This window comes from Pseudomonas sp. IT-P294 (assembly GCF_949767865.1).
Classification (GTDB): Bacteria; Pseudomonadota; Gammaproteobacteria; order Pseudomonadales; family Pseudomonadaceae; genus Aquipseudomonas.
In genome coordinates this window covers 176512-201146 of the sequence record NZ_CATKQW010000055.1, presented here as the reverse complement: position 1 = coordinate 201146, position 24635 = coordinate 176512, and the positions used below count along the sequence as shown (strand labels likewise).

Here is a 24635-nt window from a genome sequence, read left to right as displayed (position 1 = left end):
GGCATCTTCAAGGGCCGGTAACCCTGAAGGATGAATGCCATGCTTGTACTCAGCCGCGTTGTGGGCGAGATGATTTCCATCGGTGACAACATTTCCGTGCGCATTCTTGCCGTCAACGGAGGCAGCGTGCGTTTCGGCGTCGAAGCCCCCCAGAACGTCAATGTGCACCGCGCCGAAGTCTATGAGCGCATCCAGATCAAACTGGCCAAAAACAAAGGTCGTTGAAGGGCTCAGTCGAACAGATGCTTGGGCACATCATGCTTGAGCATCAACTGGCATTGCTCGCTCTCCGGATCGAAGACAATCAGTGCCTGACCCTTGGTCAGCGCTTGGCGAACACGTAATACGCGGGTTTCCAGCGGCGTGTCATCGCCGTTGTCCGTACCGTCACGGGTCACGAAATCCTCGATCAGGCGGGTCAGTGTGTCGACTTCTAGTTGGTCGTAGGGAATCAGCATAGGCACCTCGGTTTGACAATGGCGCGATGCTACGGCGAATGAGCGACTGCGGCTAGCCTCGACCTTGAAGGTTGCCTGGCCCGGCGCCATCGCGAGCAGGTCCGCCCCACAGTTGATCGCATTCCACTGTGGGAGCGGGCTTGCCTGCGATGGCGATAGTCCTCACACCCATACTCCGGATCGGGACTCAGCTATCGGAGCGTTGCCCAACGAGGCTATCCACCGGCGGCACCCGCGTATCGCTTTCCATCTGCGTGTCGTGCTCGATCTGATGACTGAACCGGTCCAGCGATCCCTTCGCCGGCTGAGCATCGCTGGCAAATACCGGCGGACTCAGAATATAAGCACCCAGCAACCGGCTGAGCGCAGCCAGGCTATCGATGTGCGTACGTTCATAGCCGTGAGTGGCGTCACAGCCGAAGGCGAGCAGGGCGGTGCGAATGTCGTGGCCGGCCGTCACCGCCGAGTGCGCGTCGCTGAAGTAATAACGGAACAAGTCACGGCGCACCGGCAGCTCGTTTTCACTGGCTAATCTAAGCAGGTGCCGCGACAGGTGGTAGTCATAGGGTCCGCCGGAATCCTGCATGGCGACGCTCACCGCATGCTCGCTGGAATGCTGGCCGGGGGCGACCGGTGCGATGTCGATGCCGACGAATTCGCTGACGTCCCAGGGCAATGCCGCCGCGGCGCCGCTGCCGGTTTCTTCGGTGATGGTGAACAGGGGATGGCAGTCGATCATCAACTCTGCGCCGCTGTCGACGATCGCTTTCATCGCCGCCAGCAGTGCCGCAACGCCGGCCTTGTCATCCAGGTGGCGAGCACTGATGTGGCCGCTTTCGGTGAACTCGGGCAGTGGGTCAAAGGCGACAAAATCGCCCACGCTGATGCCCAGTGAGTCGCAATCGGCACGGGTCGCGCAATAAGCGTCCAGGCGCAATTCAATGTGATCCCAGCTGATCGGCATCTCATCCACCGCTGTGTTGAACGCGTGCCCCGAGGCCATCAACGGCAATACGCTGCCGCGGATCACGCCGTTGTCGGTGAACAGACTGACGCGACTGCCCTCGGCAAATCGGCTGGACCAGCAACCGACCGGCGCCAACGTGAGTCGACCATTGTCTTTCACTGCACGCACCGCCGCACCGATGGTGTCGAGGTGGGCGGAAACCGCACGGTCAGGGCTGTTTTTCTTGCCCTTGAGCGTTGCGCGGATCGTACCGCGCCGGGTCATTTCGAACGGAATGCCCAGTTCTTCAAGGCGCTCGGCGACGTAACGCACGATGGTGTCGGTAAACCCGGTCGGGCTGGGAATGGCGAGCATTTCCAGCAAGACTTTTTGCAGGTAGTTGAGATCCGGTTCGGGAATTTTGCTGGTCATGGAAACTCCTGATGAGTAACGAACATCGATGGTTTCGATGAAGGGGATGAGTTCGTGTTTCCTGCCAAGGCCCCATCGCGAGCAAGCTCGCTCCCACAGGGAAACGCGGTCAACTGTGGGAGCGAGCTTGCTCGCGAAGGCGCCAGTCCAGGCAATAAATCATTAAGAAGCCGCTGGCTGACTGTGCGGAAACAACAAATCCACGAACCGCTCCGCTGTCGGCTGCGGTTCATGGTTGGCCAGCCCGGCGCGTTCGTTGGCTTCGATGAATACGTATTCCGGCTGGTCCGCGGCTGGCACCAACAGATCAAGCCCGACCATTGGAATGTCCAGCGCCCGCGCGGCACGCACGGCGGCATCGACCAGGGTCGGATGCAAGATCTCCGTGACATCCTCAAGGATGCCACCGGTGTGAAGATTCGCCGTACGCCGTACGAACAGATGCTCGCCGGCCGGCAGAATGCTGCTGTAGTCGTAACCCGCCGCCTGCAAGGTGCGCTGAGTCTCATGGTCCAGAGGGATTTTGCTTTCACCGCTGGTCGCGGCCTGCCGACGACGACTCTGGGCCTCGATCAGCGCCTCGATCGAATGCTGGCCATCGCCCACCACTTCGGCCGGTCGACGAATGGCCGCGGCGACCACTTCAAAGCCAATCACCAGAATCCTCAGATCAAGGCCTTCGTGGAAGCTTTCCAACAACACCCGGCTGTCGAATTCGCGTGCTGCATCGATGGCGTGCTGAATGTCCTCGATGGTCTGCAGGTCCACGGCAACGCCTTGGCCCTGTTCGCCATCCAGAGGTTTGACCACCACCCGTTCGTGCTCATCGAGAAAGGCCAGGTTGTCATCGGCATTGCCCGCCAGTTGCTGGGAAGGCAGGTTCAGCCCGGCGGCCTTGAGCACTTTATGCGTCAGGCTTTTGTCTTGGCACAGGGTCATGCTGATGGCGCTGGTCAGGTCACTCAACGATTCGCGACAACGTACGCGACGCCCGCCATGACTGAGGGTGAACATGCCGGCATTGGCATCATCGACATGTACATCGATGCCACGGCGATGGGCTTCCTCGACGATGATTCGCGCATACGGATTGAATTCGGCTTCCGGGCCCGGACCGAGGAACAACGGCTGGTTGATGCCATTCTTGCGCTTGATGGCAAAGGTCGGCAGGTTGCGAAAACCGAGCTTGGCATAAAGACTTTTAGCCTGACGATTGTCGTGCAGCACCGACAGGTCCAAGTAGCTCAGGCCACGGCTCATGAAGTGTTCGATCAGGTGGCGCACCAGCACTTCACCGACACCGGGCCGCGAGCAGTGCGGATCCACCGCCAGGCACCAAAGGCTGCTGCCGTTTTCCGGGTCGTTGAAGGCCTTGTGATGATTGAGGCCCATGACACTGCCAATGATTGCGCCGCTGTCCTCATCTTCAGCCAGCCAATACACCGGGCCACCTTGATGGCGTGGCGTCAGCAGATGTGCATCGATGGGCAACATGCCGCGTGCCTGGTACAGCTGATTGATCGCCTGCCAGTCTGTTTCGCTCTGGGCGCGGCGAATCCGAAAACCACGAAACACACGCGTTGACTGACGATAATCGCTGAACCACAGACGCAAGGTGTCGGACGGGTCCAGGAACAGTTGAACCGGCTCCAGCCCCAGCACTTGCTGAGGGGCGGCGACGTACAGCGCAATGTCTCGCTCGCCCGGCTGCTCATTGAGCAACTCTTGGGCGAGGCTCGCCGGATCAGGAAACGTGTGGCCGATCAACAACCGGCCCCAGCCGCAATGCACCGCAATGGGCGCTGCGCCCAGTTCACTGCCGTCCTCGGCCAGGCGCGCCTGCAAGCGTTCATAAGTGGGCGACTGACCGCGCAACAAGCGTTGGCTATACGCCGTAGCGTTAGGTTTCATCGATCAGATTCCTTGTTCACTGAGCCACAGGTTCAGGGCCGCCAACTGCCACAGCTTGGAGCCGCGCAACGGGGTCAACTGGCCTTGCGGATCGGTCAGCAGGCGGTCAAGCATGTCCGGGTTGAACAGACCACGATCCTGACTCGGATCCAGCAGCAGCTCGCGGACCCAGTTCAGCGTGTCGCCTTGCAAATGCTTGAGGCCGGGCACCGGAAAGTAACCTTTCTTGCGATCAATCACTTCGCTCGGAATGACCAGACGCGCCGCTTCCTTCAGGACCTGTTTACCACCGTCCGGCAGTTTGAATTTGCCCGGCACGCGGGCCGACAACTCCACCAGGCGATAGTCCAGAAACGGTGTGCGCGCTTCCAGGCCCCACGCCATGGTCATGTTGTCGACGCGTTTGACCGGGTCGTCCACCAGCATGATCGTGCTGTCCAGGCGCAGGGCCTTGTCGACGGCGGCATCGGCACCGGGCTGTGCGAAATGTTCCTTCACGAAGTCGCCTGCGGCGTCATTTGCCGTCAGCCATTTCGGCTGCACCGTGGCGGCGTAGTCTTCATAACTACGGTCGAAAAACGCATCGCGGTAGGCGGCATATGGATCATCGGCACCGTCGACTTGCGGATACCAGTGATAACCGGCAAACAGCTCGTCGGCACCCTGGCCGCTCTGCACCACTTTGCAATGCTTGGCCACTTCCCGGGACAGCAGGTAGAAGGCGATGCAGTCATGACTGACCATTGGCTCGCTCATGGCGCGGAACGCCGCGGGCAGTTGCTCGATGATCTCTTTTTCGTCGATGCGCAGTTGATGGTGTTGCGTGTTGTAGTGCTTGGCGATCAGGTCCGAGTACTGGAATTCGTCGCCGCGCTCGCCGCCGGCATCCTGGAAACCGATGGAAAACGTCGACAGGTTTTCGACGCCGACTTCGCGCAACAGACCGACCAGCATGCTCGAGTCGACGCCGCCGGAAAGCAGGACGCCGACGTCGACCGCTGCCCGTTGACGGATCGCCACGGCATCACGAGTGCTGTCGAGGACACGGTCACGCCAGTCTTCGAGCGTCAGGTTCATCTCGTCGGCATGCGGTCCGTAGGGCAGGGTCCACCAGGTTTTCTGTTCGGTACGACCGTCCGCCTCGATGCGCATCCAGGTTGCGGGCGGCAGTTTTTCAATGCCGGCCAGCAAGGTGCGCGGCGCCGGGACCACCGCATGAAAGTTCAGGTAGTGATTGAGCGCCACCGGATCAAGGATCGGATTGATATCGCCGCCCTTGAGCAGTGCCGGAAGAGCGGAAGCAAAACGCAGGCGCTGGCCGGTGCGCGACAGGTACAGCGGCTTCACGCCGAGACGGTCGCGGGCGATGAACAGGCGCTGGGCGTCACGTTCCCAGATCGCGAACGCGAACATGCCGTTGAGTTTGGGCAGCAGCGCTTCACCCCAGGCGTGATAGCCCTTGAGCAGCACTTCGGTGTCGCCACCGGAATAGAAGGCATAGCCGAGGCTTTCGAGCTCGGTGCGCAGTTCCGGGAAGTTATAGATCGCGCCGTTGAAGGCCAGGGACAAGCCCAGTTGGTTGTCGATCATCGGCTGCGCCGAGCCGTCCGACAGGTCCATGATTTTCAGGCGACGATGGCCCAGGGCAATCGGCCCTTGGGCATGAAAACCCCATGCGTCAGGGCCACGTGGGGCCAGGTGATGGGTGATCCGTTCAACGGCCGCCAGGTCCGCAGGTTGATGATCGAAGCGTAACTCGCCAGCTAATCCGCACATAAATTCCTTACCGGTTTTTCCGTTGGGGAGGGTCAATCGATAATCGGCCAAAATGCCGGGTACTCAGAAACTGACCCGGTGAAATCCTGTGAGTTTTAGATCGATAAGTAATAAGTGTTGAAGCTCAAAGGGCTGGCCGTAACTCAAAATGCGCAGTCGCGTGCGGTACATAGTTAGGTTATGCATGGACAATGCTGCTGGTTAAGTGGCTGAAACACCTAGGATTTTGCGTTATTCACTGGCCGATGGATTCGCTACGGTAGGGGCTCTTTTGTAGGCAATAAGGAACATTGCGTATGCCCGTGAAGGACCCCTTGTTGCGGCGATCAAACCGTTCACCACCACAGACCGGCTCGCTGCGCTGATGCTGATGACCGGCGATCTGGAAACCGCCGAGTCGCTGCAAAAGACCCTTCCTGCGTGGCTCACGGATGCAACGCCGGAAATACCCGCAAAGGTTTGCCGCGCTCAACGTGACTTACCCGGCGAAGATGCAGGCGGTGTTCGAGAAGGCGGATACCCTCTCGACGGCCGACTATCTGAGCCAGGTGTCGGTGATCAAGATCGAAAAGGAAGTCGCGCAGAACGCCGTTTTCGAGCAGTTGACCCAGGCCGCATTGAGAATTGACGACCTGGGCATCTGCGCGCTGCCGGGCAGTTGAGTCTATTTGCCTCGAATCAGGCGCCGCAGGGCAAAGCGGTTCGGATGACAGGCCTCGGCCACGGCTCTGGGCAGTGGCAATGGTTCGTCGTCGAGCCAGGCTGCCAGCAACTCGCCTGACAAGGGCGCGGTGATCAGCCCGCGCGAGCCGTGGCCGCTGTTAACGTACACACCTTCGAGCCATGGACACGGGATGTCCGGGGTTTGCCGGGCATCCTTGCCCAGGGAGACGTAGGCGTCGGCGAAGGCCTCACGGTCTGCCAGAGGGCCGACAATCGGCAGGTAGTCGGGGCTGGTGCAGCGAAACGCTGCGCGACCTTCCAGCGTCTCGGGGCGCAAGGTGTCGGCGCCAAGTCGAGCCATCAGGTCCATCGAGATTTCTTCGAGCATGTGCAGATTGCCGGCGTGCTCGGCGGCTGTTGGCGTCAGGTCATCGTTGTTGAAGTCAAAACTCGCGCCGAGTGTGTGCTCGCCCAAGCGAGCCGGCGCGACATAGCCTTCGGCGCACACGACGGTGCTCAGTTCTTGGCTTTCTGGTGTCTGGGGCAGTCGGGTGATTTGGCCGCGAATACGTTTGAGAGGTAAATCGCTACTGAAGTCGAAACGCTTGATGTCGGCCGCACCGGCCAGTACCACCGTTGGCGCGCTGGCCAGCAACCGGTCGCCATCCCAAGCCTGCCAATGTCCCTGCTCACGACGCAATTGCAGCACATCGTGGTGCGTCAGAATCCGGATACCCGAATGCGCTGCTTGCCATGTGCAAAGTGCGGGCGGGTGCACCCAGCCGCCTTCGGGATAGAAGAGGCCGCCCCATTGCAGGTCGACACCCGCGAGAAGCCGCGCCCGTTCCTGATCGAGCATGTGCAATAAATCTTCGGGAAAGGCTTGCGCCAATTGCGCCTGGCGTTGCGCTTCCTTGGCGTTGAACGCCAGTTGCAATACGCCGCAATCGTCCCAGTCAACGCCGCGCTGCAGATGCTCGAGCAGGCGTCGGGTGTAACCAAAACCACTGACAATCAACTGTGACAACGCCGTACCGTGGGCTGAAAGCTTGAGGTACAAAACGCCTTGTGGATTGCCCGAGGCTTCCTGTGCCAGTGCGTCATGTCGCTCCAGCAGACTCACCTGCCAACCCCGCGCAGCGAGGCTGGCGGCCGTCGCGCAACCGGCCAGGCCTGCACCGATCACCAGCGCATGACGTTCACCGGGCGCTGGCATCGGGCGAGCGAACCAGGGCTTGGCGGCAACGGGGGCTGCGGTTTCTTCAGGCCAGCCCAGGAACACCCCTCGCAGGATTTCCCACTTATGGCCAATGCCCGGCGTGCGCTTCATCTTGAACCCTGCTGCATTCAGCAGGCGTCGTACCCAACCGGTACTGGTGAAGGTGCTGATGGTCGATCCTGGCGCGGCCAGGCGCGCCAGTTCGGCAAACAGTTCGGCGGTCCACATGTCGGGGTTTTTCGCCGGGGCGAAACCGTCGAGAAACCACGCATCGATCCGTGCATCCAGTTGCGGCAGTTGCTCCAGTGCATCGCCAATCAACAAGGTCAGGGTCACGCGGCCGTTGTCCAGAACCAGTCGCTGGAAGCCTTGATGGATCGCCACGTAGTGCGCGAGCAATTGATCGGCAAACGGCTTGAGTTCCGGCCATAACGCCAGTGCCCGTTGCAGGTCCGGGGTGCTCAACGGGTATTTTTCGACGCTGACAAAATGCAATCGCGCACCGGCCACTGCCTGCTGCTCGAACAACTGCCAGGCACACAGAAAGTTAAGCCCGGTGCCGAAGCCCGTTTCGCCAATGACCAGTCGACCGCCGGCTGGCAACGCAGCAAAACGTTCACGCAATCCGTTCTGTTCCAGGAATACGTAACGGGTTTCTTCAAGGCCTGACTGGTTGGAAAAATACACATCGTCAAAGACTCGCGAACGCGGAAGTCCCTGTTCGTCCCAGTCAAGTTGGGCGTTAGGCAATACAGGTTTCATGGCAGGCTCTGCAACGGCAAGGTGGCCATTCTAGCCGATCGCCGTGACGACGCTTGATCCATGGCAGCTTCGCACCTCATAACCCTTGTCCGAGGGAATTTCTCTACGGACTGGCGGCCCAATCCGCTAGTCTTGCTCAATACGGGAAAGGGAGCTGTCCATGTTCGAATCTGCTGAAATCGGTCACGCCATCGACAAAGAAACCTATGACGCCGAAGTGCCAGCGCTGCGTGAGGCCTTGCTTGAAGCGCAGTTCGACCTTCAGCAGCAAAAACGCTTTGCGGTGATTATTTTAATCAACGGCATCGAAGGCGCAGGCAAGGGTGAAACGGTCAAGTTGCTCAACGAGTGGATGGACCCACGTTTGATCGAGGTCCGCACGTTCGATCAGCAGACCGACGAAGAACTGGCGCGACCACCGGCCTGGCGCTATTGGCGGATGCTGCCTGCCAGTGGGCGCATGGGGGTGTTCTTTGGCAACTGGTACAGCCAGATGCTGCAAGGTCGGGTGCATGGTTTGTTCAAGGATGCGGTGCTGGATCAGGCGATCAACCAGTCCGAACGCTTTGAAAAAATGTTGTGCGACGAAGGCACGCTGATCTTCAAGTTCTGGTTTCACCTTTCCAAGAAACAAATGAAGGCGCGACTCAAGGCGCTTGCCGACGATCCGCTGCACAGTTGGCGCATCAGCCCGCTGGACTGGCAGCAATCGGCAACGTACGACAAATTCGTTAAATACGGCGAACGCGTGTTGCGCCGCACCAGCCGTGACTACGCGCCCTGGCATGTCATTGAAGGGGTGGATGCGCATTATCGCAGCCTGACGGTGGGCAAGATCCTGCTCGAAGGTTTGCAAAATGCCCTGCTGCGTACCCAAGTGCACGCGGACAAAGTCAACGCGGCGCCGCTGCCGATCCATGTCGATCAATTGAATCTGCTCGACAGCCTGGACCTGACCTTGAGTCTGGACAAGGACGATTACGAAGAACAACTGATTACCGAACAGGCGCGGTTTTCAGGCTTGATGCGCGACAGACGCATGCGCCGACACGCCTTGGTGGCGGTATTCGAAGGCAACGATGCGGCCGGCAAGGGCGGGGCAATACGTCGAGTCGCCGCGGCGCTCGACCCGCGTCAATACAGCATCGTGCCAATTGCCGCGCCCACCGAAGAGGAGCGTGCACAGCCCTATCTATGGCGGTTCTGGCGGCACATTCCGGCCAAGGGCAAATTCACGGTGTTCGATCGATCGTGGTACGGCCGGGTCTTGGTCGAGCGCGTTGAAGGCTTCTGTCCACCCGCTGACTGGCTGCGGGCTTACAGCGAGATCAATGATTTCGAAGAGCAGATTTCCGATTCGGGCGTTATCGTGGTCAAGTTCTGGCTGGCCATCGACAAGGCGACGCAACTGGAGCGATTCCAGGCGCGCGAAGAGATTCCCTTCAAGCGTTTCAAGATCACCGAAGACGATTGGCGCAACCGCGAACGATGGGACGCTTACCGTGAGGCGGTGGGCGATATGGTTGACCGCACCAGCACCGAAGTTTCGCCGTGGACCCTGGTGGAAGCCAATGACAAGCGCTGGGCTCGAGTCAAAGTCCTGCGCACAATCAACCATGCGCTGGAAGAAGCGTTCGAGAAATCAGACAAGCAGGCGAGGAAGGCGAAACAACGCAAGCAGTAAGGCGATGGTTACGCATACGCGGGGTGAATGATTGTCGCGGTCGGTTATGCGGTGGACTTATGCTCGGTCCACTCTCAACCGACAACAACAATGAGGTATGCCATGCGTGAAGTGGTGATCGTCGACAGCGTGCGGACCGGCCTGGCCAAATCCTTTCGCGGCAAGTTCAACCAGACCCGTCCGGACGACATGGCGGCGCATTGTGTCGATGCGCTGCTGGAACGCTCAGGCATCGACCCTTCCAGCGTCGAGGATTGCATCGTCGGCGCGGGTTCCAACGAAGGCGCGCAGGGGTTCAACATCGGGCGCAATGTCGCGGTGTTGTCGCGGTTGGGCATCGGCACCGCCGGCATGACCCTCAACCGTTTCTGCTCCTCGGGCTTGCAAGCCATTGCCATTGCCGCCAACCAGATCGCTTCGGGTTGCAGCGACATCATTGTTGCCGGTGGTGTTGAATCCATCAGCCTGACCATGAAAAGCGTCAACACCGACAACCTCATCAACCCGCTGCTGAAAGAGCAGGTGCCGGGCATTTATTTCCCGATGGGGCAGACGGCCGAAATCGTCGCGCGCCGTTACCACGTCAGCCGTGAAGAGCAGGATCTGTACGCCCTGCAAAGTCAGCAAAGAACCGCTCAAGCACAGGCGGCTGGATTGTTCGACGATGAAATCGTGCCGATGGCGGTGAAGTATCGGGTTGAAGACAAGGCCACCGGCCAGATTCAGATCCTCGACGGTATCGTCGATCACGACGACTGCAATCGCCCGGACACCACGTTGCAAAGCCTGGCCGGGTTGAAGCCGGTGTTTGCTGAGGACGGCTCGGTGACGGCGGGCAACTCTTCACAATTGTCCGATGGCGCTTCGATGACGCTGGTGATGAGCCTGGATAAAGCGCTGGAACTGGGGCTGAAGCCAAAGGCTTTTTTTCGCGGGTTCGCGGTGGCTGGGTGCGAGCCGGACGAGATGGGGATCGGCCCGGTGTTCTCGGTGCCAAAACTACTCAAGGCCAAGGGTTTGCAGGTGGCGGACATTGACCTTTGGGAGCTCAACGAAGCCTTCGCTTCGCAGTGCCTGTACAGCCGCAATCGCCTGGAAATCGATAACGACAAGTACAACGTCAATGGCGGTTCGATTTCCATTGGTCACCCGTTTGGCATGACTGGATCGCGTCAGGTCGGGCATATCGTGCGTGAGTTGCAGCGGCGCAATTTGCGCTACGGCGTGGTCACCATGTGCGTGGGTGGCGGGATGGGTGCGACCGGATTGTTTGAGTCGGTGCGTTAAGTACTTCAACATTTGTAGCGAATGTTAAATAGCCATCGCGGGCAAGCCCGCTCCTACAGTGGATCGCATTCCAATGTGGGAGCGAGCTTGCCCGCGATGCAGTCGCCTCGGTCTACAGGCTCATACTTAAAAGCAGTTTGCGCTCGATGTAAGACTGGATCTCCCACACCGCCTTCTCCCGGTTTTCGAACGGTCCCTCCAGGGTGTTTTCCCGGGTGACGAAAAACAATTGCCCATTCACACGGCACAAACGGTCACTGCGAAAATACGTGGCGGGAGCTGGGTCCTTGGCGCGCATGCCGTACATGGTTGTCTCCTGGTGGAGTTTCTGTTGGCGGACCCAATGAGCTTATGCATGAACCACTTGCGGCGCCTGTCCAACTGATCGACGGCACCTCGCCAGATTTTTGATGCGACCTGCACAGTTTCATTCGCGGCCTGGCGGTAACTGTGCCTGTGTCGCACTCCGGTCTGAGCCTAGAATGGTGCCTCTTGCCATCTGGCTTTTTCGGGGTTCGCATGCACATTTCATCCGGTCGCTGGGTTTACGGTCTCTTCCTGGCCTTGCTGACCGCGTTGTTGTGGGGAATCCTGCCGATCAAACTCAAGCAAGTGCTGTTGGTGATGGACCCGGTGACGGTGACCTGGTTTCGCCTGATCGTGTCCGGCGGTTGCCTGTTCATTTACCTGGCCGCGACCAGACGCCTGCCCAGCCGCAAAGCCCTCGGCCCGCGCGGCGGTTGGCTGGTGGTGATGGCGGTGCTCGGTCTGGTCGGTAACTATGTGCTGTACTTGATGGGCCTGAACCTGCTGAGCCCCGGCACCGCGCAACTGGTGGTGCAGATGGGCCCGATCATGTTGCTGGTCGCCAGTCTGTTTGTGTTCAAGGAACGGTTCAGCGTGGGGCAGGGGATAGGCCTGCTGGTGCTGTTGATCGGCTTCGGGCTGTTTTTCAACCAGCGTCTGGTCGAGTTGCTGACGTCGCTGAGCGACTACACCGCGGGTGTGTTGCTGGTGTTGTTGGCTTCTACGGTCTGGACCTTTTACGCGCTGGGGCAGAAGCAATTGCTGACGGTGTGGAATTCACTGCAGGTAATGATGGTGATTTACCTGTTCTGCGCTCTCTTGCTGACGCCGTGGGTGCATCCGCTGGAGGCGCTGCAACTGAGTCCGCTGCAAGGCTGGCTGCTGCTGGCTTGCTGCATGAATACGCTGATTGCCTATGGCGCATTTGCCGAAGCGCTGGCGCATTGGGAAGCATCGCGGGTCAGTGCGACGTTGGCGATTACGCCGTTAGTGACGTTCGCTGCTGTCGCCGTGGCGGCGTGGTTGTGGCCGGATTTTGTGCATGCCGAGACGATCAATGGCTTGGGATATGGCGGGGCGGTGCTGGTGGTGCTGGGCTCGGCGCTGGTGGCACTGGGGCCGTCGTTGATTGCCGGACTTCGGGCTCGGCGCGTTCGGATGTCCGTAAGTTAAACCGTGTCAGCTGATCGTTCCCACGCTCTGCGTGGGAATGCCTCAATGGACGCTCCGCGTCCGCTTCGGCAGGGACGCGGAGCGTCCCGGGCCGCATTCCCACGCAGAGCGTGGGAACGATCAACTTACAGGCGCTACAGAACTCAGCCCTTGGCCCCGGCCTCCAGCATGTTCTCCGGTCGCACCCACGCATCAAACTGTTCATCGGTCAGATACCCCAACTGCAACGCCGCTTCCCGCAGCGTCAGCCCTTCGGCGTATGCCTTCTTGGCAATCTCCGCCGACTTGTCGTAACCGATATGCGGGTTCAGCGCCGTCACCAGCATCAATCCACGTTCCAGGTGCTCGGCCATTTTCGCCGCATCGGGCTCAAGGCCGGCGATGCAATGCTGCTGGAAGTTGCTGCAACCATCGCCCAGCAGGCGGATCGATTGCAGCAGGTTGTGGATGATCACCGGTTTGAACACGTTCAATTGCAGATGGCCCTGACTCGCCGCAAAACCGATGGCGACGTCATTGCCCAAGACCTGACAAGCAAGCATCGACAGCGCTTCGCACTGCGTCGGATTGACCTTGCCCGGCATGATCGAACTGCCTGGTTCGTTGGCCGGCAGTTTCACTTCAGCGAACCCGGCTCGCGGCCCGGAACCCAGCAGGCGCAGGTCGTTGGCGATTTTCATCAGGGTCACTGCAAGGGTTTTCAGCGCGCCGGACAACGTGGTCAGCGGCTCATGACCGGCCAGCGCGGCGAATTTATTCGGTGCGGTGACGAACGGCAGGCCGGAGAGGGCGGCCAGTTCGGCAGCGATCGCCTCGCCAAAACCATGCGGCGAGTTCAGCCCGGTGCCGACGGCGGTGCCGCCCTGTGCCAGCTCGCACACCGCCGGCAGCGCACTGCGGATCGCCCGTTCGGCGTAATCCAGTTGTGCGATAAATGCCGAGAGTTCCTGGCCGAACGTGATCGGCGTGGCATCCATCATGTGCGTCCGGCCGGTCTTGACCAGTTTCATGTGCCGCGCCGACAGCTCCGCCAACCCGCCAGACAGCTCGCTGATGGCTGGCAGCAAATGCTGCTGGACCGCCTGAACCGCGGCGATGTGCATGGCCGTCGGGAAGCAGTCGTTTGAGCTCTGGGAGCGATTGACGTGATCGTTGGGATGAACCGGCGACTTGCCGCCACGTGGGTTGCCGGCCAATTCGTTGGCACGTCCGGCAATCACTTCGTTGACGTTCATGTTGCTCTGGGTGCCGCTGCCGGTCTGCCAGACCACCAGCGGGAACTGGTCGTCGTGGCTGCCGTCGAGCACTTCGTCGGCGGCCTGTTCGATCAGCCGGGCGATGTCGGCGGGCAGATCACCGTTGCGGTCATTGACCCGCGCCGCGGCTTTCTTGATCAGCGCCAGTGCATGCAGCACAGCCAGCGGCATGCGTTCGTTGCCGATGGCGAAGTTAATCAGCGAGCGTTGCGTCTGAGCGCCCCAGTAGGCTTCATCCGGGACTTCCACCTGGCCAAGGCTGTCGGTTTCGATACGGCTCATCTTGCACACTCCTGTAGGTCGATAGCGCAGTTTAGGCCGTGATCGCCGGCCGTGGTTCCATCAGTCTGGATTTTGACCGTTCAACCCCTCTAAATCAGACCCGACAAGGCTTGGGGTTGAGCGACACACTTTTTTAGGCGCAGAATGGACGCCCTTGGGGTTTTACCTCGCCTGCTAGAAAAGGAAACTCGATGACTCGTCTTCGTGCCATCTGTACCGCGGTTGCACTGGTTTGCGCCAGCGGCCCTGTTTTTGCCGATACCGCCAGCCATAACGCCAGTGCCGAAGCTTTCCTGACCCTGGCGCACGCTGACAAATTGGGCACTCCGGTGTACATGCAAGTGCAGCAAATGTTCGCTCAGCGCTTTGAACAGACCAAAGCCCCTGAATCGAAAAAAGCCTTGTTGGAAACTTACCAGGCCAAAGCCAACGCAGCGCTGGACCAAGCCATTGGCTGGAACAAGCTGAAGCCGGACATGGTCAAGCTCTACACCACCAACTTCAGCGAATCGGAGCTCAAGGACCTGGTTGCTTTCTACCAGTCGCCACTGGGCAAGAAAGTCCTGGAAAAAATGCCGCAGCTGACTCAGCAATCGGCCCAGATGACTCAAGCCAAGCTGGAAAGCGCAGTGCCTGTGGTCAACAAACTGCTGGCTGACATGACGGCCGAGCTGGAGCCTAAAGGCGCCGCTGCTCCTGCCAAGAAAAAGCCATAAGCGGAGTTCGGTATGACCATGCAACAACGCATCGAATCGACGTTGGGCCTGTTACAGCCCGAGCACCTGCAAGTGCTGGATGAGAGCCACATGCACAGCCGTGGGTTGCAGACCCATTTCAAGGCCGTGGTGGTCAGCCAGCAGTTCGAGGGTCTCAACCGCGTCAAGCGTCACCAGAAGGTCTACGGCACGCTCGGCGAGCTGATGGGCGAGTTCCATGCGTTGGCGCTGCATACCTACACGCCAGAAGAATGGGCACAGATCGATGCGGCTCCGGCCTCGCCAACCTGTGCTGGCGGCAGCAAGCATTAACCTTTGGTTTTTTGCTAGAATCCGCAACGCGCCGCTCACCCGGCGCGTTTTTTTTCGTATCCGGTTCACCCTTTGCGAGGGTAGCCACCTGGAGAATCACCCATGACACAAAAGATTGTCGTGGCGGCACTGTATAAGTTCGTCACCCTGGAAGATTACGTCGCCCTGCGCGAGCCATTGCTGCAAGCCATGGTCGACAACGGCATCAAAGGCACGCTGCTGATCGCCGATGAAGGCATCAATGGCACCGTGTCCGGCAGCCGTGAAGGCATCGACGGGCTGATGGCCTGGCTCAAGAACGACCCGCGCATGGACGACATCGACCACAAAGAGTCGTACTGCGACGACCAGCCGTTCTACCGCACCAAGGTCAAGCTCAAGAAAGAAATCGTCACCCTCGGCGTCGAAGGCGTGGACCCGAACAAAAAGGTCGGCACCTACGTCGATCCGCAGAACTGGAATGCGCTGATCAGCGATCCTGAAGTGCTGTTGATCGACACCCGCAACGATTACGAGGTCTCGATCGGCACCTTCGAAGGCGCCATCGATCCGAAAACCACCAGTTTTCGTGAATTCCCCGACTACATCAAAGCCAATTTCGATCCGGCCGTGCACAAGAAAGTCGCGATGTTCTGCACCGGCGGCATTCGTTGCGAGAAGGCGTCGAGCTACATGCTCAGCCAGGGCTTCGATGAGGTCTACCATCTCAAGGGCGGCATCCTGAAGTACCTCGAAGAGGTTCCGCAGGAAGAAACCAAATGGCAGGGCGACTGCTTTGTGTTCGACAACCGCGTGACCGTGCGTCATGACCTCAGCGAAGGCGACTACGATCAGTGTCATGCCTGCCGTACGCCGGTCAGCGTCGAAGACCGCGCCTCCGAGCACTACGTGGCCGGCATCAGCTGCCCGCATTGCTGGAACACGTTGAGCGAGAAGACCCGCCGCAGTGCCATTGATCGGCAGAAGCAGATCGAACTGGCCAAGGCGCGCAACTTGCCTCACCCGATCGGCTACAACTACAAGCAAACCCCTTCCGAGGCTTGAACCATGTCTGCACGCCGCCTGCTCTATGTGATGGATCCGATGTGTTCCTGGTGCTGGGGCTTTGCGCCAGTCGCCAATGCGCTGGTCGAGCAGGCGCACGCGGCAGGCGTGGAGGTGCATTTGGTGGTCGGCGGTTTACGCACCGGCAGTGGCTCGGCGCTGGAGCCGACCACCCGACGCTACATTCTTGAGCACTGGCAGGCGGTCAACGAGGCCACCGGCCAGCCGTTCAAAGTCGAAGGCGCGTTGCCAGACGGGTTTGTCTACGACACCGAGCCTGCCTGCCGGGCACTGGTGACCGCGCGCAGCCTGGCGCCGGATTGCGCGTGGAAGCTGCTCGGGCTGATTCAGCACGCGTTCTACGCCGAAGGTCGCGACGTCACCCACGCCAGCGTGCTAGTGGAACTGGCTGAGAAAGCCGGCCTGCCGCGCATCGAATTTGCCGCCGCGTTCGACCGTGCCGATCAGCACGCCGCGACCGCTGCCGATTTCACCTGGGTCCAGGACCTGGGCATTGCCGGTTTCCCGACATTGCTGGCTGAACGTGACGGGCAACTGGCCCTGCTGACCAACGGTTACCAACCCTTGAGTGAGTTGTCGCCGTTGCTTGGCCGTTGGCTGGAGCGCGCCGCCTGTGCATGACCTGCCCGATGGCGCGCCCGCTCCCAAGCGTGTCGATCGGCTGAGTTGGGCCGAAATCCGTCGATTGGCCCTGCACCATAAAAAATCCCTGTGGATCGCCAATGGCGTCGCGGTGCTGGCTACTTTGTGCAGCGTGCCGATTCCGTTGCTTCTGCCATTGCTGGTCGATGAAGTGTTACTGGGGCACGGCGACGCCGCCCTGAAGATCATGAATTACGCACTGCCCCAAGGCTGGCAAAAAGCAGCAGGCTACATCGGCCTGATGCTGCTGGTGACCTTGTTGCTGCGCTGTGGCGCCTTGTTGTTCAACGTGGTGCAGGCGAAGTTGTTTGCGGCGTTGGCCAAGGACATCGTCTATCGCATTCGCGTGCGGCTGATCGAGCGGCTCAAGTGCATTTCCCTGGGCGAATACGAAAGCCTGGGCAGCGGCACGGTGACCACGCACCTGGTCACCGACCTGGACACGCTGGATAAATTCGTCGGCGAAACCCTCAGCCGTTTTCTCGTCGCGATGCTGACGCTGGTGGGCACCGCATCGATCCTGATGTGGATGCACTGGAAGCTGGCGCTGCTGATCTTGCTGTTCAACCCGTTGGTGATTTACGCGACGGTGCAGTTGGGCAAGCGGGTCAAACACCTGAAAAAACTCGAGAACGACAGCACTTCGCGCTTCACCCAGGCGTTGACCGAAACGCTTGATGCCATACAGGAAGTGCGCGCCGGCAACCGTCAGGGTTTTTTCCTCGGGCGTCTGGGACAGCGCGCCCGGGAGGTGCGCGATTACGCGGTGAACTCGCAGTGGAAAACCGATGCCTCCAACCGTGCCAGCGGTTTGCTGTTCCAGTTCGGCATCGATATTTTCCGCGCGGCAGCGATGCTCACGGTGCTGTTTTCCGACCTGTCCATCGGCCAGATGCTGGCGGTGTTCAGCTACCTGTGGTTCATGATCGGTCCGGTGGAGCAACTGCTCAATTTGCAGTACGCCTATTACGCCGCTGGTGGTGCGCTGTCGCGCATCAACGAACTGCTGGCCCGTGCCGATGAGCCGCAATACCCCGGTGGGGTAGATCCGTTCCAGGGGCGTGACACCGTGGGCATTGAAGTCCGGGGGCTGAGCTTTGGCTATAGCGACGAGCTGGTATTGAACAAGATGGACCTGTCCATCGCACCCGGTGAAAAAGTCGCCATCGTCGGTGCCAGTGGCGGCGGCAAGAGCACCCTGGTGCAATTGCTGCTGGGCTTGTACACGCCGCTTGCAGGGAGCATTCGCTTCGGCGGTTCGACTCAACAGGAGATCGGTCTGGAAGTCGTGCGGGAAAACGTTGCCGTGGTCTTGCAGCACCCTGCGCTATTCAACGACACCATCCGTGCCAACCTGACGATGGGCCGTCTGCGCAGCGACGAGGCCTGCTGGCAAGCGCTGGAAATTGCGCAGTTGCACCAGACCGTTCGAGCGTTGCCCGATGGTCTGGACAGTATCGTCGGACGTTCCGGAGTGCGTCTGTCCGGAGGCCAGCGTCAACGACTGGCCATTGCACGGATGGTGCTGGCCGAACCCAAGGTCGTGATTCTCGATGAGGCCACCTCGGCGCTCGACGCGGCCACTGAATACAATCTGCACCAGGCGTTGGCGCGGTTCCTGAGCCACCGCACCACGCTGATCATCGCGCATCGGTTGTCGGCGGTGAAGCAGGCCGATCGGGTGCTGGTGTTCGACGGCGGACAAATTGCCGAGGATGGCGACCATCAGCAACTGATTGCCGAAGGTGGTTTGTACGCCAAGCTGTATGGGCATTTGCAGCAACATTGAGTGACGCGTGTCGCACTTCAGTATCATTGTGCGTCGGTTTTTGGAACTGTGAAGGTTGTTTTCCGGTCTGCCAATTAGCTGATTTTGCACGGTATTGCTGTCAGTCTGTTCGTCGTCGCGAAGCACGCGTTGATGTTTCATAGAAGCGAATTGTCTGTTCGTAAGTTGTTCCAGGTTGTCGGATTCGGCGCCTGCAGATGCGCTAGTATGTGGCCGATGGAGGGGAGACCCCGCTTCAGCCCGAATGAATAAAAAACGCGGTACAGGTCCACGGCTCGACGGCAAAGCGCTGATCGGCCGGAGGCGCGTGTATGCGCAAAATATGGGCGCTGGCTTGCCGGGATCGATTACGCACCCTAGTCTAGCTTTAGCGATCACGTGGAATGATGATCTGGCAGTGCTAAAACAAGGGACCTCATGAAGCAAAAGCGGACTCTCGGAACGCCAAGGTTGTTGGGCATCGTCTGGCCATTTATCGCGGTAGTGCTGTTTCAGGCGCTATTGGGTGGGGTCAGTCTGTATGTGCTTTCGGCGGTTCGCGGCTATGTCGCCGGGGAAAGCCTCTGGTCCAAGGGCCAGAAGGATGCCATCTATTACCTTAATCTCTACGCGGACAGCCGTGACGGGGCGATTTTTCTCAAGTACCAGAACGCCATTGCCGTACCTCAGGGAGGCCACGAGTTGCGTTTGGCGCTGGACCAGCAGCCGCCGAATATCGAAGCCGCGCGCGTAGCCATTCTCAAAGGCGGCAACCACCCTGACGACGTCTCCAGCGTGATCTGGCTGTACCTCAATTTCAGACATTTCAGTTACCTGGAAAAGGCCATCGATCGTTGGACGGTGGGGGATTCCTATCTGGTGCAGCTCGATGACGTCGCCCAGGAGATGCATCAGCGTATTACCGAAGGTCAGGCGTCGGATGCCGACATCAAGCGCTGGAAGGCGCAAATTTTTGCGATCAACGACGATGTGACGCCTGCCGCCAAAGCGTTCAGTGATGCCTTGGGCGAGGGCTCGCGCCTGATTTTGCGCCTGCTGCTGGTGACGAACCTCGCCACGGCCCTGGGCTTGATTGCATTGGCCCTGATGCGCACGCACAAACTGCTCAAACAGCGCCATGCTTTCGCCGAGGCCTTGCAGTTGGAGAAAGACCGGGCGCAGATAACGTTGCAATCCATTGGCGACGGGGTAATTACCACGGATGTCGAGGGGGCGATCGCCTACATGAACCCGGCGGCCGAGGCACTGACCCACTGGAAAGGCGAGCAAGCCATTGGCTTGCCGCTTGCAGCCTTGTTCAATTTGCTGGATGAAAACGCTCAGGCCGATGGTTTCACGCTGATTGAACACATCCTGAGCGGTCAGCTCAGCGGTGGCAGCGAACATTCCAAACTGATCCAGCGTCTGGATGGCAGCACTGTTTCTGTCACCCTGGTCGGCGCGCCGATCCGTAATGCCGGCAAGGTCAGTGGCACGGTGCTGGTGTTGCATGACATGACCCAGGAGCGCCAGTACATCGCCAATCTGTCCTGGCAGGCGACCCATGACGCCTTGACCGGGCTGGCCAACCGCCGGGAGTTCGAGTATCGCCTGGAGCAGGTCATGCACAACCTGACGCGGCACTCGGGTCGTCACGCCCTGATGTTTCTCGATCTGGATCAATTCAAACTGGTCAACGATACCTGCGGTCACGCAGCGGGCGATGAACTGTTACGGCATATCTGCGCGCTGTTGCAATCGGGCTTGCGCGAAGGCGACACCCTGGCACGGCTGGGCGGAGACGAGTTCGGTATTTTGCTGGAAAACTGCCCGCCGGAAGCGGCCGAGAAAATTGCCGAGAACCTGCGTCAGACCGTCCAGAATCTGCACTTTGTCTGGAAAGGCCGGCCATTCGTGACAACGGTCAGCATCGGGCTGGTTCATGTCGCGCAAACGCCGACGACCCTTGAAGCCTCGTTGCGCGCCGCGGATATGGCTTGTTACATGGCCAAGGAAAAGGGGCGTAATCGTGTTCAGGTCTATCATGCCGATGATTCGGAGTTGTCCCTGCGATTCGGTGAAATGGCGTGGGTGCAGCGCCTGCACATGGCGCTCGAAGAAGACCGCTTTTGCCTCTACTCCCAGGAAATCGCGCCGCTTGGACACACTCAACAGGGCGGCGGCCATATAGAAATCCTGCTGCGTCTGCATGACGAATCCGGTCGCATGATATTGCCCGACAGTTTCATTCCGGCGGCAGAGCGTTATGGGCTGATGACTGCGCTGGACCGTTGGGTGGTGGAGAACGTTTTCAAGATCATTGCCCAATGTATTGCAGAAGAACGTAAAGGTCCTTTGGCCATGTGTGCGATCAATCTGTCAGGCACTACTATCGGAGATGAGGCGTTCCTGGACTTCCTGCGTGAACAGTTTGTTGTGTGGTCGATTCCTCCTGAAATGATTTGTTTTGAAATTACAGAAACCAGTGCAATTTCAAATTTGGGAAGCGCCATCAGATTTATCAACGAACTCAAAGGTTTAGGCTGCCATTTTTCGTTGGATGACTTCTGCGCCGGGATGTCCTCATTCGCATACTTGAAACATTTACCTGTAGACTTCTTGAAGATCGATGGAAGTTTCGTAAAGGATATGCTGGACGACCCGATTAACCGCGCCATGGTAGAAGTGATCAATCACATCGGCCATGTCATGGGTAAGCGCACGATTGCCGAGTTTGTAGAGACGCCCCAGATCGAGCAGGCACTGCTGGAGATCGGGGTCGATTTCGCTCAAGGGTATGTCATTGAACGCCCGCATCTGTTTACCTGCGATAGTTTGCAAAGTCGTCCCGCCAGGCCTCAACCTTTGCTATTCAAGGCGCCTGGTACGTTCCGTTGAAATCTCTAGCTGATCCTAACAATCACAATCAAAAGGAGCCCGACAGTGATCGACACATTCAACCGAACCGGACCACTCATGGAAGCTGCAAGTTATCCAGCCTGGGCGCAACAGCTCATCAAGGATTGCAGCGAGAGTAAACGCCGGGTTGTCGAGCACGAACTGTATCAGCGCATGCGAGATAACAAACTCAGCGCAAAAACCATGCGTCAGTACCTCATTGGTGGCTGGCCGGTGGTTGAACAGTTCGCGTTATACATGGCACAGAATCTGACCAAGACCCGCTTTGCCCGCCACCCCGGTGAGGACATGGCGCGTCGTTGGCTGATGCGCAACATTCGTGTCGAATTGAACCATGCCGACTACTGGGTGAACTGGAGTCGGGCGCATGGCGTCAGCCTGGAAGATCTGCAGGCGCAACACGTTGCCCCTGAACTTCACGCATTGAGCCACTGGTGCTGGCACACCAGTTCTGCGGATTCACTGATCGTCGCCATCGCCGCCACCAACTATGCGATCGAAGGCGCCACCGGGGAGTGGTCGGCGCTGGTCTGTTCCAGCGGCGTGTATGCGGCTGCCTTCCCTGAGGAGGATCGCAAGCGGGCCATGAAGTGGTTGAAGATGCACGCCCAGTACGACGATGCTCATCCATGGGAAGCGCTGGAAATCATCTGCACGCTGGCCGGCATGAACCCGAGCAAATCGCTGCAAGTAGAATTGCGTCAGGCTGTCTGCAAGAGTTATGACTACATGCACCTGTTTCTGGAGCGGTGCATGCAGCTGGAGCATTCTGAAAAGGCTCCCGTGGCTCGTGAGCGGATGGCGCTCGCCGAAAGCTGATCCATAGGCAAAACACACAAAAAATGTGGGAGCGAACCTGCTCGCGATTGCGGATTATCAGTCAACTTCATCGTTGAAAGATAAACCGCAATTACGAGCAGGTTCGCTCCCACATTGTTTTTATAGTGGTGCTGATGTTCTCAGCCCGCCATCTGCAACCGGTTACGCCCTTCGCGCTTGGCGACGTACAGCGCGCTGTCGGCCCGTCGCAATAAACTTTCGGCAGACTCTCCTGGCAGCAGGGTCGAGCATCCCAGGCTGACCGTCAGCTCAACCAGATTGCCGTCAGCTTTATAGTTCTCTGCCTGCGCCGCAAACCGCAGCCGTTCTCCGACCATGGCCGCTGCTTCCCGATTGGTATTGGAAAGCAGGATCAGGAATTCTTCGCCCCCAAAGCGAAACACCATGTCCACATTGCGCAACTGATTCTTGATCGAGGCTGCGACAGCCTTGAGTACGTCATCGCCTGCGCTGTGTCCGTAGTTGTCATTTACATTTTTGAAATGATCGATATCCAGCATCAGTAGCGACAACGGCATCAAGTGCCTTCGCGACATCTCGATTTCACGCTGCAACGTCTGATCCATGGCGATGCGATTGCCTGTACCGGTCAGCGGATCGCGCAATGCGCTTTGAGTCGCGGCCCGGTAGAGCAGGGCGTTGCGGATCGGGAACAGCAAAGTGGGCAGCAACGATTCCAGCGAGGCCTGTTCGTATTCGCTGAATCGCTGGTTGCGGCGGAAAATCAGTTCACCCAGGTTCTCATCTTCATGAACGAGGCTATAGGTGACCGAATGATGGCCGCGCTGGCCGAGCTCCAGGCGCAAGTCGCTGGCGGAGTGCCTATAAGTCAGTGCATCCAGTGGCACGACACGCTGAATCTCGCGGAAGAAAAGTCCGAGAATGCGTTGTGGCTCAAGGCTGGTCTGCAGCTGCTGGCCAAGTTGCTGGCGCAATTGTGCGAGGCTGAATGGCCGCTCCAGAACGGGAGGCTTTTGACCAAAGCCCAGGCGTTGCAATTTGGCGTTATCGAAGTCAATTGCGTTGGTCTGGGATGGTGATTTCATATGGCGTGAGCCCCTAAGCAGTAAGGCTGTCTTACAGGCTGGGTGAGAGCGGCTTTGGGCTGCGCGTCATACTGGTCCATCAGTCCCGTAGGACATTTGGCGCAAGTTTAGTCCGCTTTGTCGAATATTAGTAACCTATCGACTGAGGCGTCCGCCCGATTGCTTTCACACGGCGTGTCTGAGCAAAGTTAGAGCGAAAGTCATGCCAATGAGTTCCTTCGGATAAAAATCCTTTTAAATCAATCTGTTGGGTGGTGGGCGGAAGTAATTTGCACAATAAGTGACGTCGAATTGACAGAAGTGGGTGTAATTGAGGCGTGCTTTCGGTGCCGCGCCGAGATTTCGACGCGGCACAAAAAGCGACGTGCGGCTGTTACTGGGCGTTGAAAGCCTGGCCATTGATGCCCGTGCTGTCCGGACCCATCAGGTACAGGTACACCGGCATGATTTCTTCCGGCGTAGGGTTATTCAGCGGATTTTCACCCGGATACGCTTGGGCACGCATGCTGGTGCGGGTGGCGCCGGGGTTGATGCTGTTGGAGCGAACCGGGGCGACGGTGTCGACTTCGTCAGCCAGGGTTTGCATCAAGCCTTCGGTTGCAAACTTGGACACGCCATAAGCGCCCCAGTAAGCGCGACCCTTGCGGCCCACGCTGCTGGAGGTGAACACCACCGACGCATCCTGGGACAACTTGAGCAGGGGCAGCAGGGTGCTGGTGAGCATGAACATGGCGTTGACGTTGATGTGCATGACGCGCATGAAGTTCTCGCCGGACAGCTGCTCGATCGGCGTGCGCGGACCAATGATCGAGGCGTTATGCAGCAAGCCGTCAAGGTGGCCGAACTCTGTTTCGATCATCGCGGCCAGCTCATCGTATTGATGGGGCAGGGCGGTTTCCAGGTTGAACGGGATCACGACCGGCTGAGGGTGCCCAGCGGCCTCGATGTCGTCATAGACCTGCGTCAGATTGGCTTCGGTCTTGCCCAGCAGCAGTACGGTGGCGCCATGGGCGGCATAGGTTTTCGCCGCTGCCGCGCCGATGCCGCGGCCCGCGCCGGTGACCAGGATGACCCGGTCCTTGAGCAGTTCAGGACGTGCGGAATAATCAAACATAAGAAACCTCAACAAAACAAAAGACAGATGGCGTCAGTCTCTTCGCCACATTGCCAGA

At 59.0% G+C, this 24635-nt stretch carries 21 protein-coding genes; 12 read left to right on the top strand and 9 right to left on the bottom strand.

Annotation, left to right across the window (positions count from 1 at the left end):
• Positions 1 to 39: 39 nt before the first annotated feature.
• Positions 40 to 225, top strand: coding sequence for a carbon storage regulator CsrA (csrA, locus tag ACM6I0_RS25325; protein WP_090186644.1), 186 nt, complete (start codon positions 40 to 42; stop codon positions 223 to 225).
• Positions 226 to 230: 5 nt separating this feature from the next.
• Here the strand turns inward: csrA and ACM6I0_RS25320 are convergent, their stop codons facing one another.
• From ACM6I0_RS25320 to ACM6I0_RS25305, 4 genes are all read right to left on the bottom strand, one after another.
• Complete coding sequence (locus ACM6I0_RS25320) at positions 231 to 458, bottom strand: YheU family protein (protein ID WP_007945785.1); 228 nt, start codon at positions 456 to 458, stop codon at positions 231 to 233.
• Between the two features lie 187 nt (positions 459 to 645).
• Positions 646 to 1836, bottom strand: coding sequence for an osmoprotectant NAGGN system M42 family peptidase (locus tag ACM6I0_RS25315; protein ID WP_285430483.1), 1191 nt, complete (start codon positions 1834 to 1836; stop codon positions 646 to 648).
• 162 nt (positions 1837 to 1998) lie between these two features.
• Positions 1999 to 3747 carry an N-acetylglutaminylglutamine synthetase gene (gene ngg, locus ACM6I0_RS25310; protein ID WP_285430484.1) on the bottom strand — a complete coding sequence of 583 codons (1749 nt, stop codon included), beginning with the start codon at positions 3745 to 3747 and terminating at the stop codon, positions 1999 to 2001.
• A 3-nt stretch (positions 3748 to 3750) separates the two neighbouring features.
• Positions 3751 to 5523 (bottom strand): N-acetylglutaminylglutamine amidotransferase, encoded by a 1773-nt coding sequence (locus tag ACM6I0_RS25305; RefSeq protein ID WP_285430485.1) that lies wholly within the window; start codon positions 5521 to 5523, stop codon positions 3751 to 3753.
• Positions 5524 to 5954: 431 nt separating this feature from the next.
• Between ACM6I0_RS25305 and ACM6I0_RS25300 the strand changes: the two genes are divergently transcribed.
• Positions 5955 to 6185 (top strand): hypothetical protein, encoded by a 231-nt coding sequence (locus ACM6I0_RS25300; protein WP_285430486.1) that lies wholly within the window; start codon positions 5955 to 5957, stop codon positions 6183 to 6185.
• Positions 6186 to 6187: 2 nt separating this feature from the next.
• On the opposite strand, the gene mnmC is transcribed toward ACM6I0_RS25300, so the two are convergent.
• Positions 6188 to 8167: a bifunctional tRNA (5-methylaminomethyl-2-thiouridine)(34)-methyltransferase MnmD/FAD-dependent 5-carboxymethylaminomethyl-2-thiouridine(34) oxidoreductase MnmC gene (gene mnmC / locus ACM6I0_RS25295; protein WP_285430487.1), complete on the bottom strand. Its 1980-nt coding sequence runs from the start codon at positions 8165 to 8167 to the stop codon at positions 6188 to 6190.
• A 160-nt stretch (positions 8168 to 8327) separates the two neighbouring features.
• Here mnmC and pap point away from each other — a divergent pair, with 160 nt between their 5' ends.
• Complete coding sequence (gene pap, locus ACM6I0_RS25290) at positions 8328 to 9851, top strand: polyphosphate:AMP phosphotransferase (RefSeq protein WP_285430488.1); 1524 nt, start codon at positions 8328 to 8330, stop codon at positions 9849 to 9851.
• Between the two features lie 102 nt (positions 9852 to 9953).
• On the top strand, positions 9954 to 11138 hold the full coding sequence (locus tag ACM6I0_RS25285) for a thiolase family protein (RefSeq protein ID WP_285430489.1): 1185 nt from the start codon (positions 9954 to 9956) through the stop codon (positions 11136 to 11138).
• Between the two features lie 112 nt (positions 11139 to 11250).
• Here ACM6I0_RS25285 and ACM6I0_RS25280 read toward each other — a convergent pair whose 3' ends face one another.
• Positions 11251 to 11445, bottom strand: coding sequence for a DUF6316 family protein (locus ACM6I0_RS25280; protein WP_285430490.1), 195 nt, complete (start codon positions 11443 to 11445; stop codon positions 11251 to 11253).
• A gap of 212 nt (positions 11446 to 11657) precedes the next feature.
• On the opposite strand from ACM6I0_RS25280, the gene ACM6I0_RS25275 reads away from it, so the two are divergent.
• On the top strand, positions 11658 to 12617 hold the full coding sequence (locus ACM6I0_RS25275) for a DMT family transporter (RefSeq protein ID WP_285430491.1): 960 nt from the start codon (positions 11658 to 11660) through the stop codon (positions 12615 to 12617).
• A gap of 143 nt (positions 12618 to 12760) precedes the next feature.
• Here the strand turns inward: ACM6I0_RS25275 and ACM6I0_RS25270 are convergent, their stop codons facing one another.
• Positions 12761 to 14155 carry a class II fumarate hydratase gene (locus ACM6I0_RS25270; protein WP_285430493.1) on the bottom strand — a complete coding sequence of 465 codons (1395 nt, stop codon included), beginning with the start codon at positions 14153 to 14155 and terminating at the stop codon, positions 12761 to 12763.
• Between the two features lie 191 nt (positions 14156 to 14346).
• Between ACM6I0_RS25270 and ACM6I0_RS25265 the strand changes: the two genes are divergently transcribed.
• The 7 genes from ACM6I0_RS25265 to ACM6I0_RS25235 all read left to right on the top strand — a co-directional run bounded on the left by ACM6I0_RS25265 (position 14347) and on the right by ACM6I0_RS25235 (position 22396).
• Positions 14347 to 14871: a DUF2059 domain-containing protein gene (locus ACM6I0_RS25265; protein ID WP_033055281.1), complete on the top strand. Its 525-nt coding sequence runs from the start codon at positions 14347 to 14349 to the stop codon at positions 14869 to 14871.
• Positions 14872 to 14883: 12 nt separating this feature from the next.
• Positions 14884 to 15183 carry a BolA family protein gene (locus ACM6I0_RS25260; RefSeq protein ID WP_052964137.1) on the top strand — a complete coding sequence of 100 codons (300 nt, stop codon included), beginning with the start codon at positions 14884 to 14886 and terminating at the stop codon, positions 15181 to 15183.
• A gap of 102 nt (positions 15184 to 15285) precedes the next feature.
• Positions 15286 to 16227: a rhodanese-related sulfurtransferase gene (locus ACM6I0_RS25255; protein ID WP_285430494.1), complete on the top strand. Its 942-nt coding sequence runs from the start codon at positions 15286 to 15288 to the stop codon at positions 16225 to 16227.
• A gap of 39 nt (positions 16228 to 16266) precedes the next feature.
• Positions 16267 to 16869 carry a DsbA family protein gene (locus tag ACM6I0_RS25250; RefSeq protein WP_285430664.1) on the top strand — a complete coding sequence of 201 codons (603 nt, stop codon included), beginning with the start codon at positions 16267 to 16269 and terminating at the stop codon, positions 16867 to 16869.
• Positions 16862 to 18679, top strand: a complete 1818-nt coding sequence (locus ACM6I0_RS25245; RefSeq protein ID WP_285430495.1) for an ABC transporter ATP-binding protein — start codon at positions 16862 to 16864, stop codon at positions 18677 to 18679. The genes ACM6I0_RS25250 and ACM6I0_RS25245 overlap by 8 nt, the downstream gene beginning before the upstream one ends.
• Positions 18680 to 19096: 417 nt before the next feature.
• Complete coding sequence (locus tag ACM6I0_RS25240) at positions 19097 to 21556, top strand: EAL domain-containing protein (protein WP_285430496.1); 2460 nt, start codon at positions 19097 to 19099, stop codon at positions 21554 to 21556.
• Between the two features lie 78 nt (positions 21557 to 21634).
• Positions 21635 to 22396, top strand: coding sequence for a TenA family transcriptional regulator (locus ACM6I0_RS25235; RefSeq protein WP_405046048.1), 762 nt, complete (start codon positions 21635 to 21637; stop codon positions 22394 to 22396).
• Positions 22397 to 22536: 140 nt separating this feature from the next.
• Here the strand turns inward: ACM6I0_RS25235 and ACM6I0_RS25230 are convergent, their stop codons facing one another.
• Together ACM6I0_RS25230 and ACM6I0_RS25225 are read right to left on the bottom strand one after the other, a co-directional pair.
• Positions 22537 to 23463 carry a GGDEF domain-containing protein gene (locus ACM6I0_RS25230; RefSeq protein ID WP_285430497.1) on the bottom strand — a complete coding sequence of 309 codons (927 nt, stop codon included), beginning with the start codon at positions 23461 to 23463 and terminating at the stop codon, positions 22537 to 22539.
• Positions 23464 to 23836: 373 nt separating this feature from the next.
• The gene (locus tag ACM6I0_RS25225) at positions 23837 to 24577 is read right to left on the bottom strand and encodes a YciK family oxidoreductase (RefSeq protein WP_222587938.1); all 741 of its coding nucleotides are present in this window, start codon (positions 24575 to 24577) and stop codon (positions 23837 to 23839) included.
• Between the last annotated feature and the right edge of the window lie 58 nt (positions 24578 to 24635).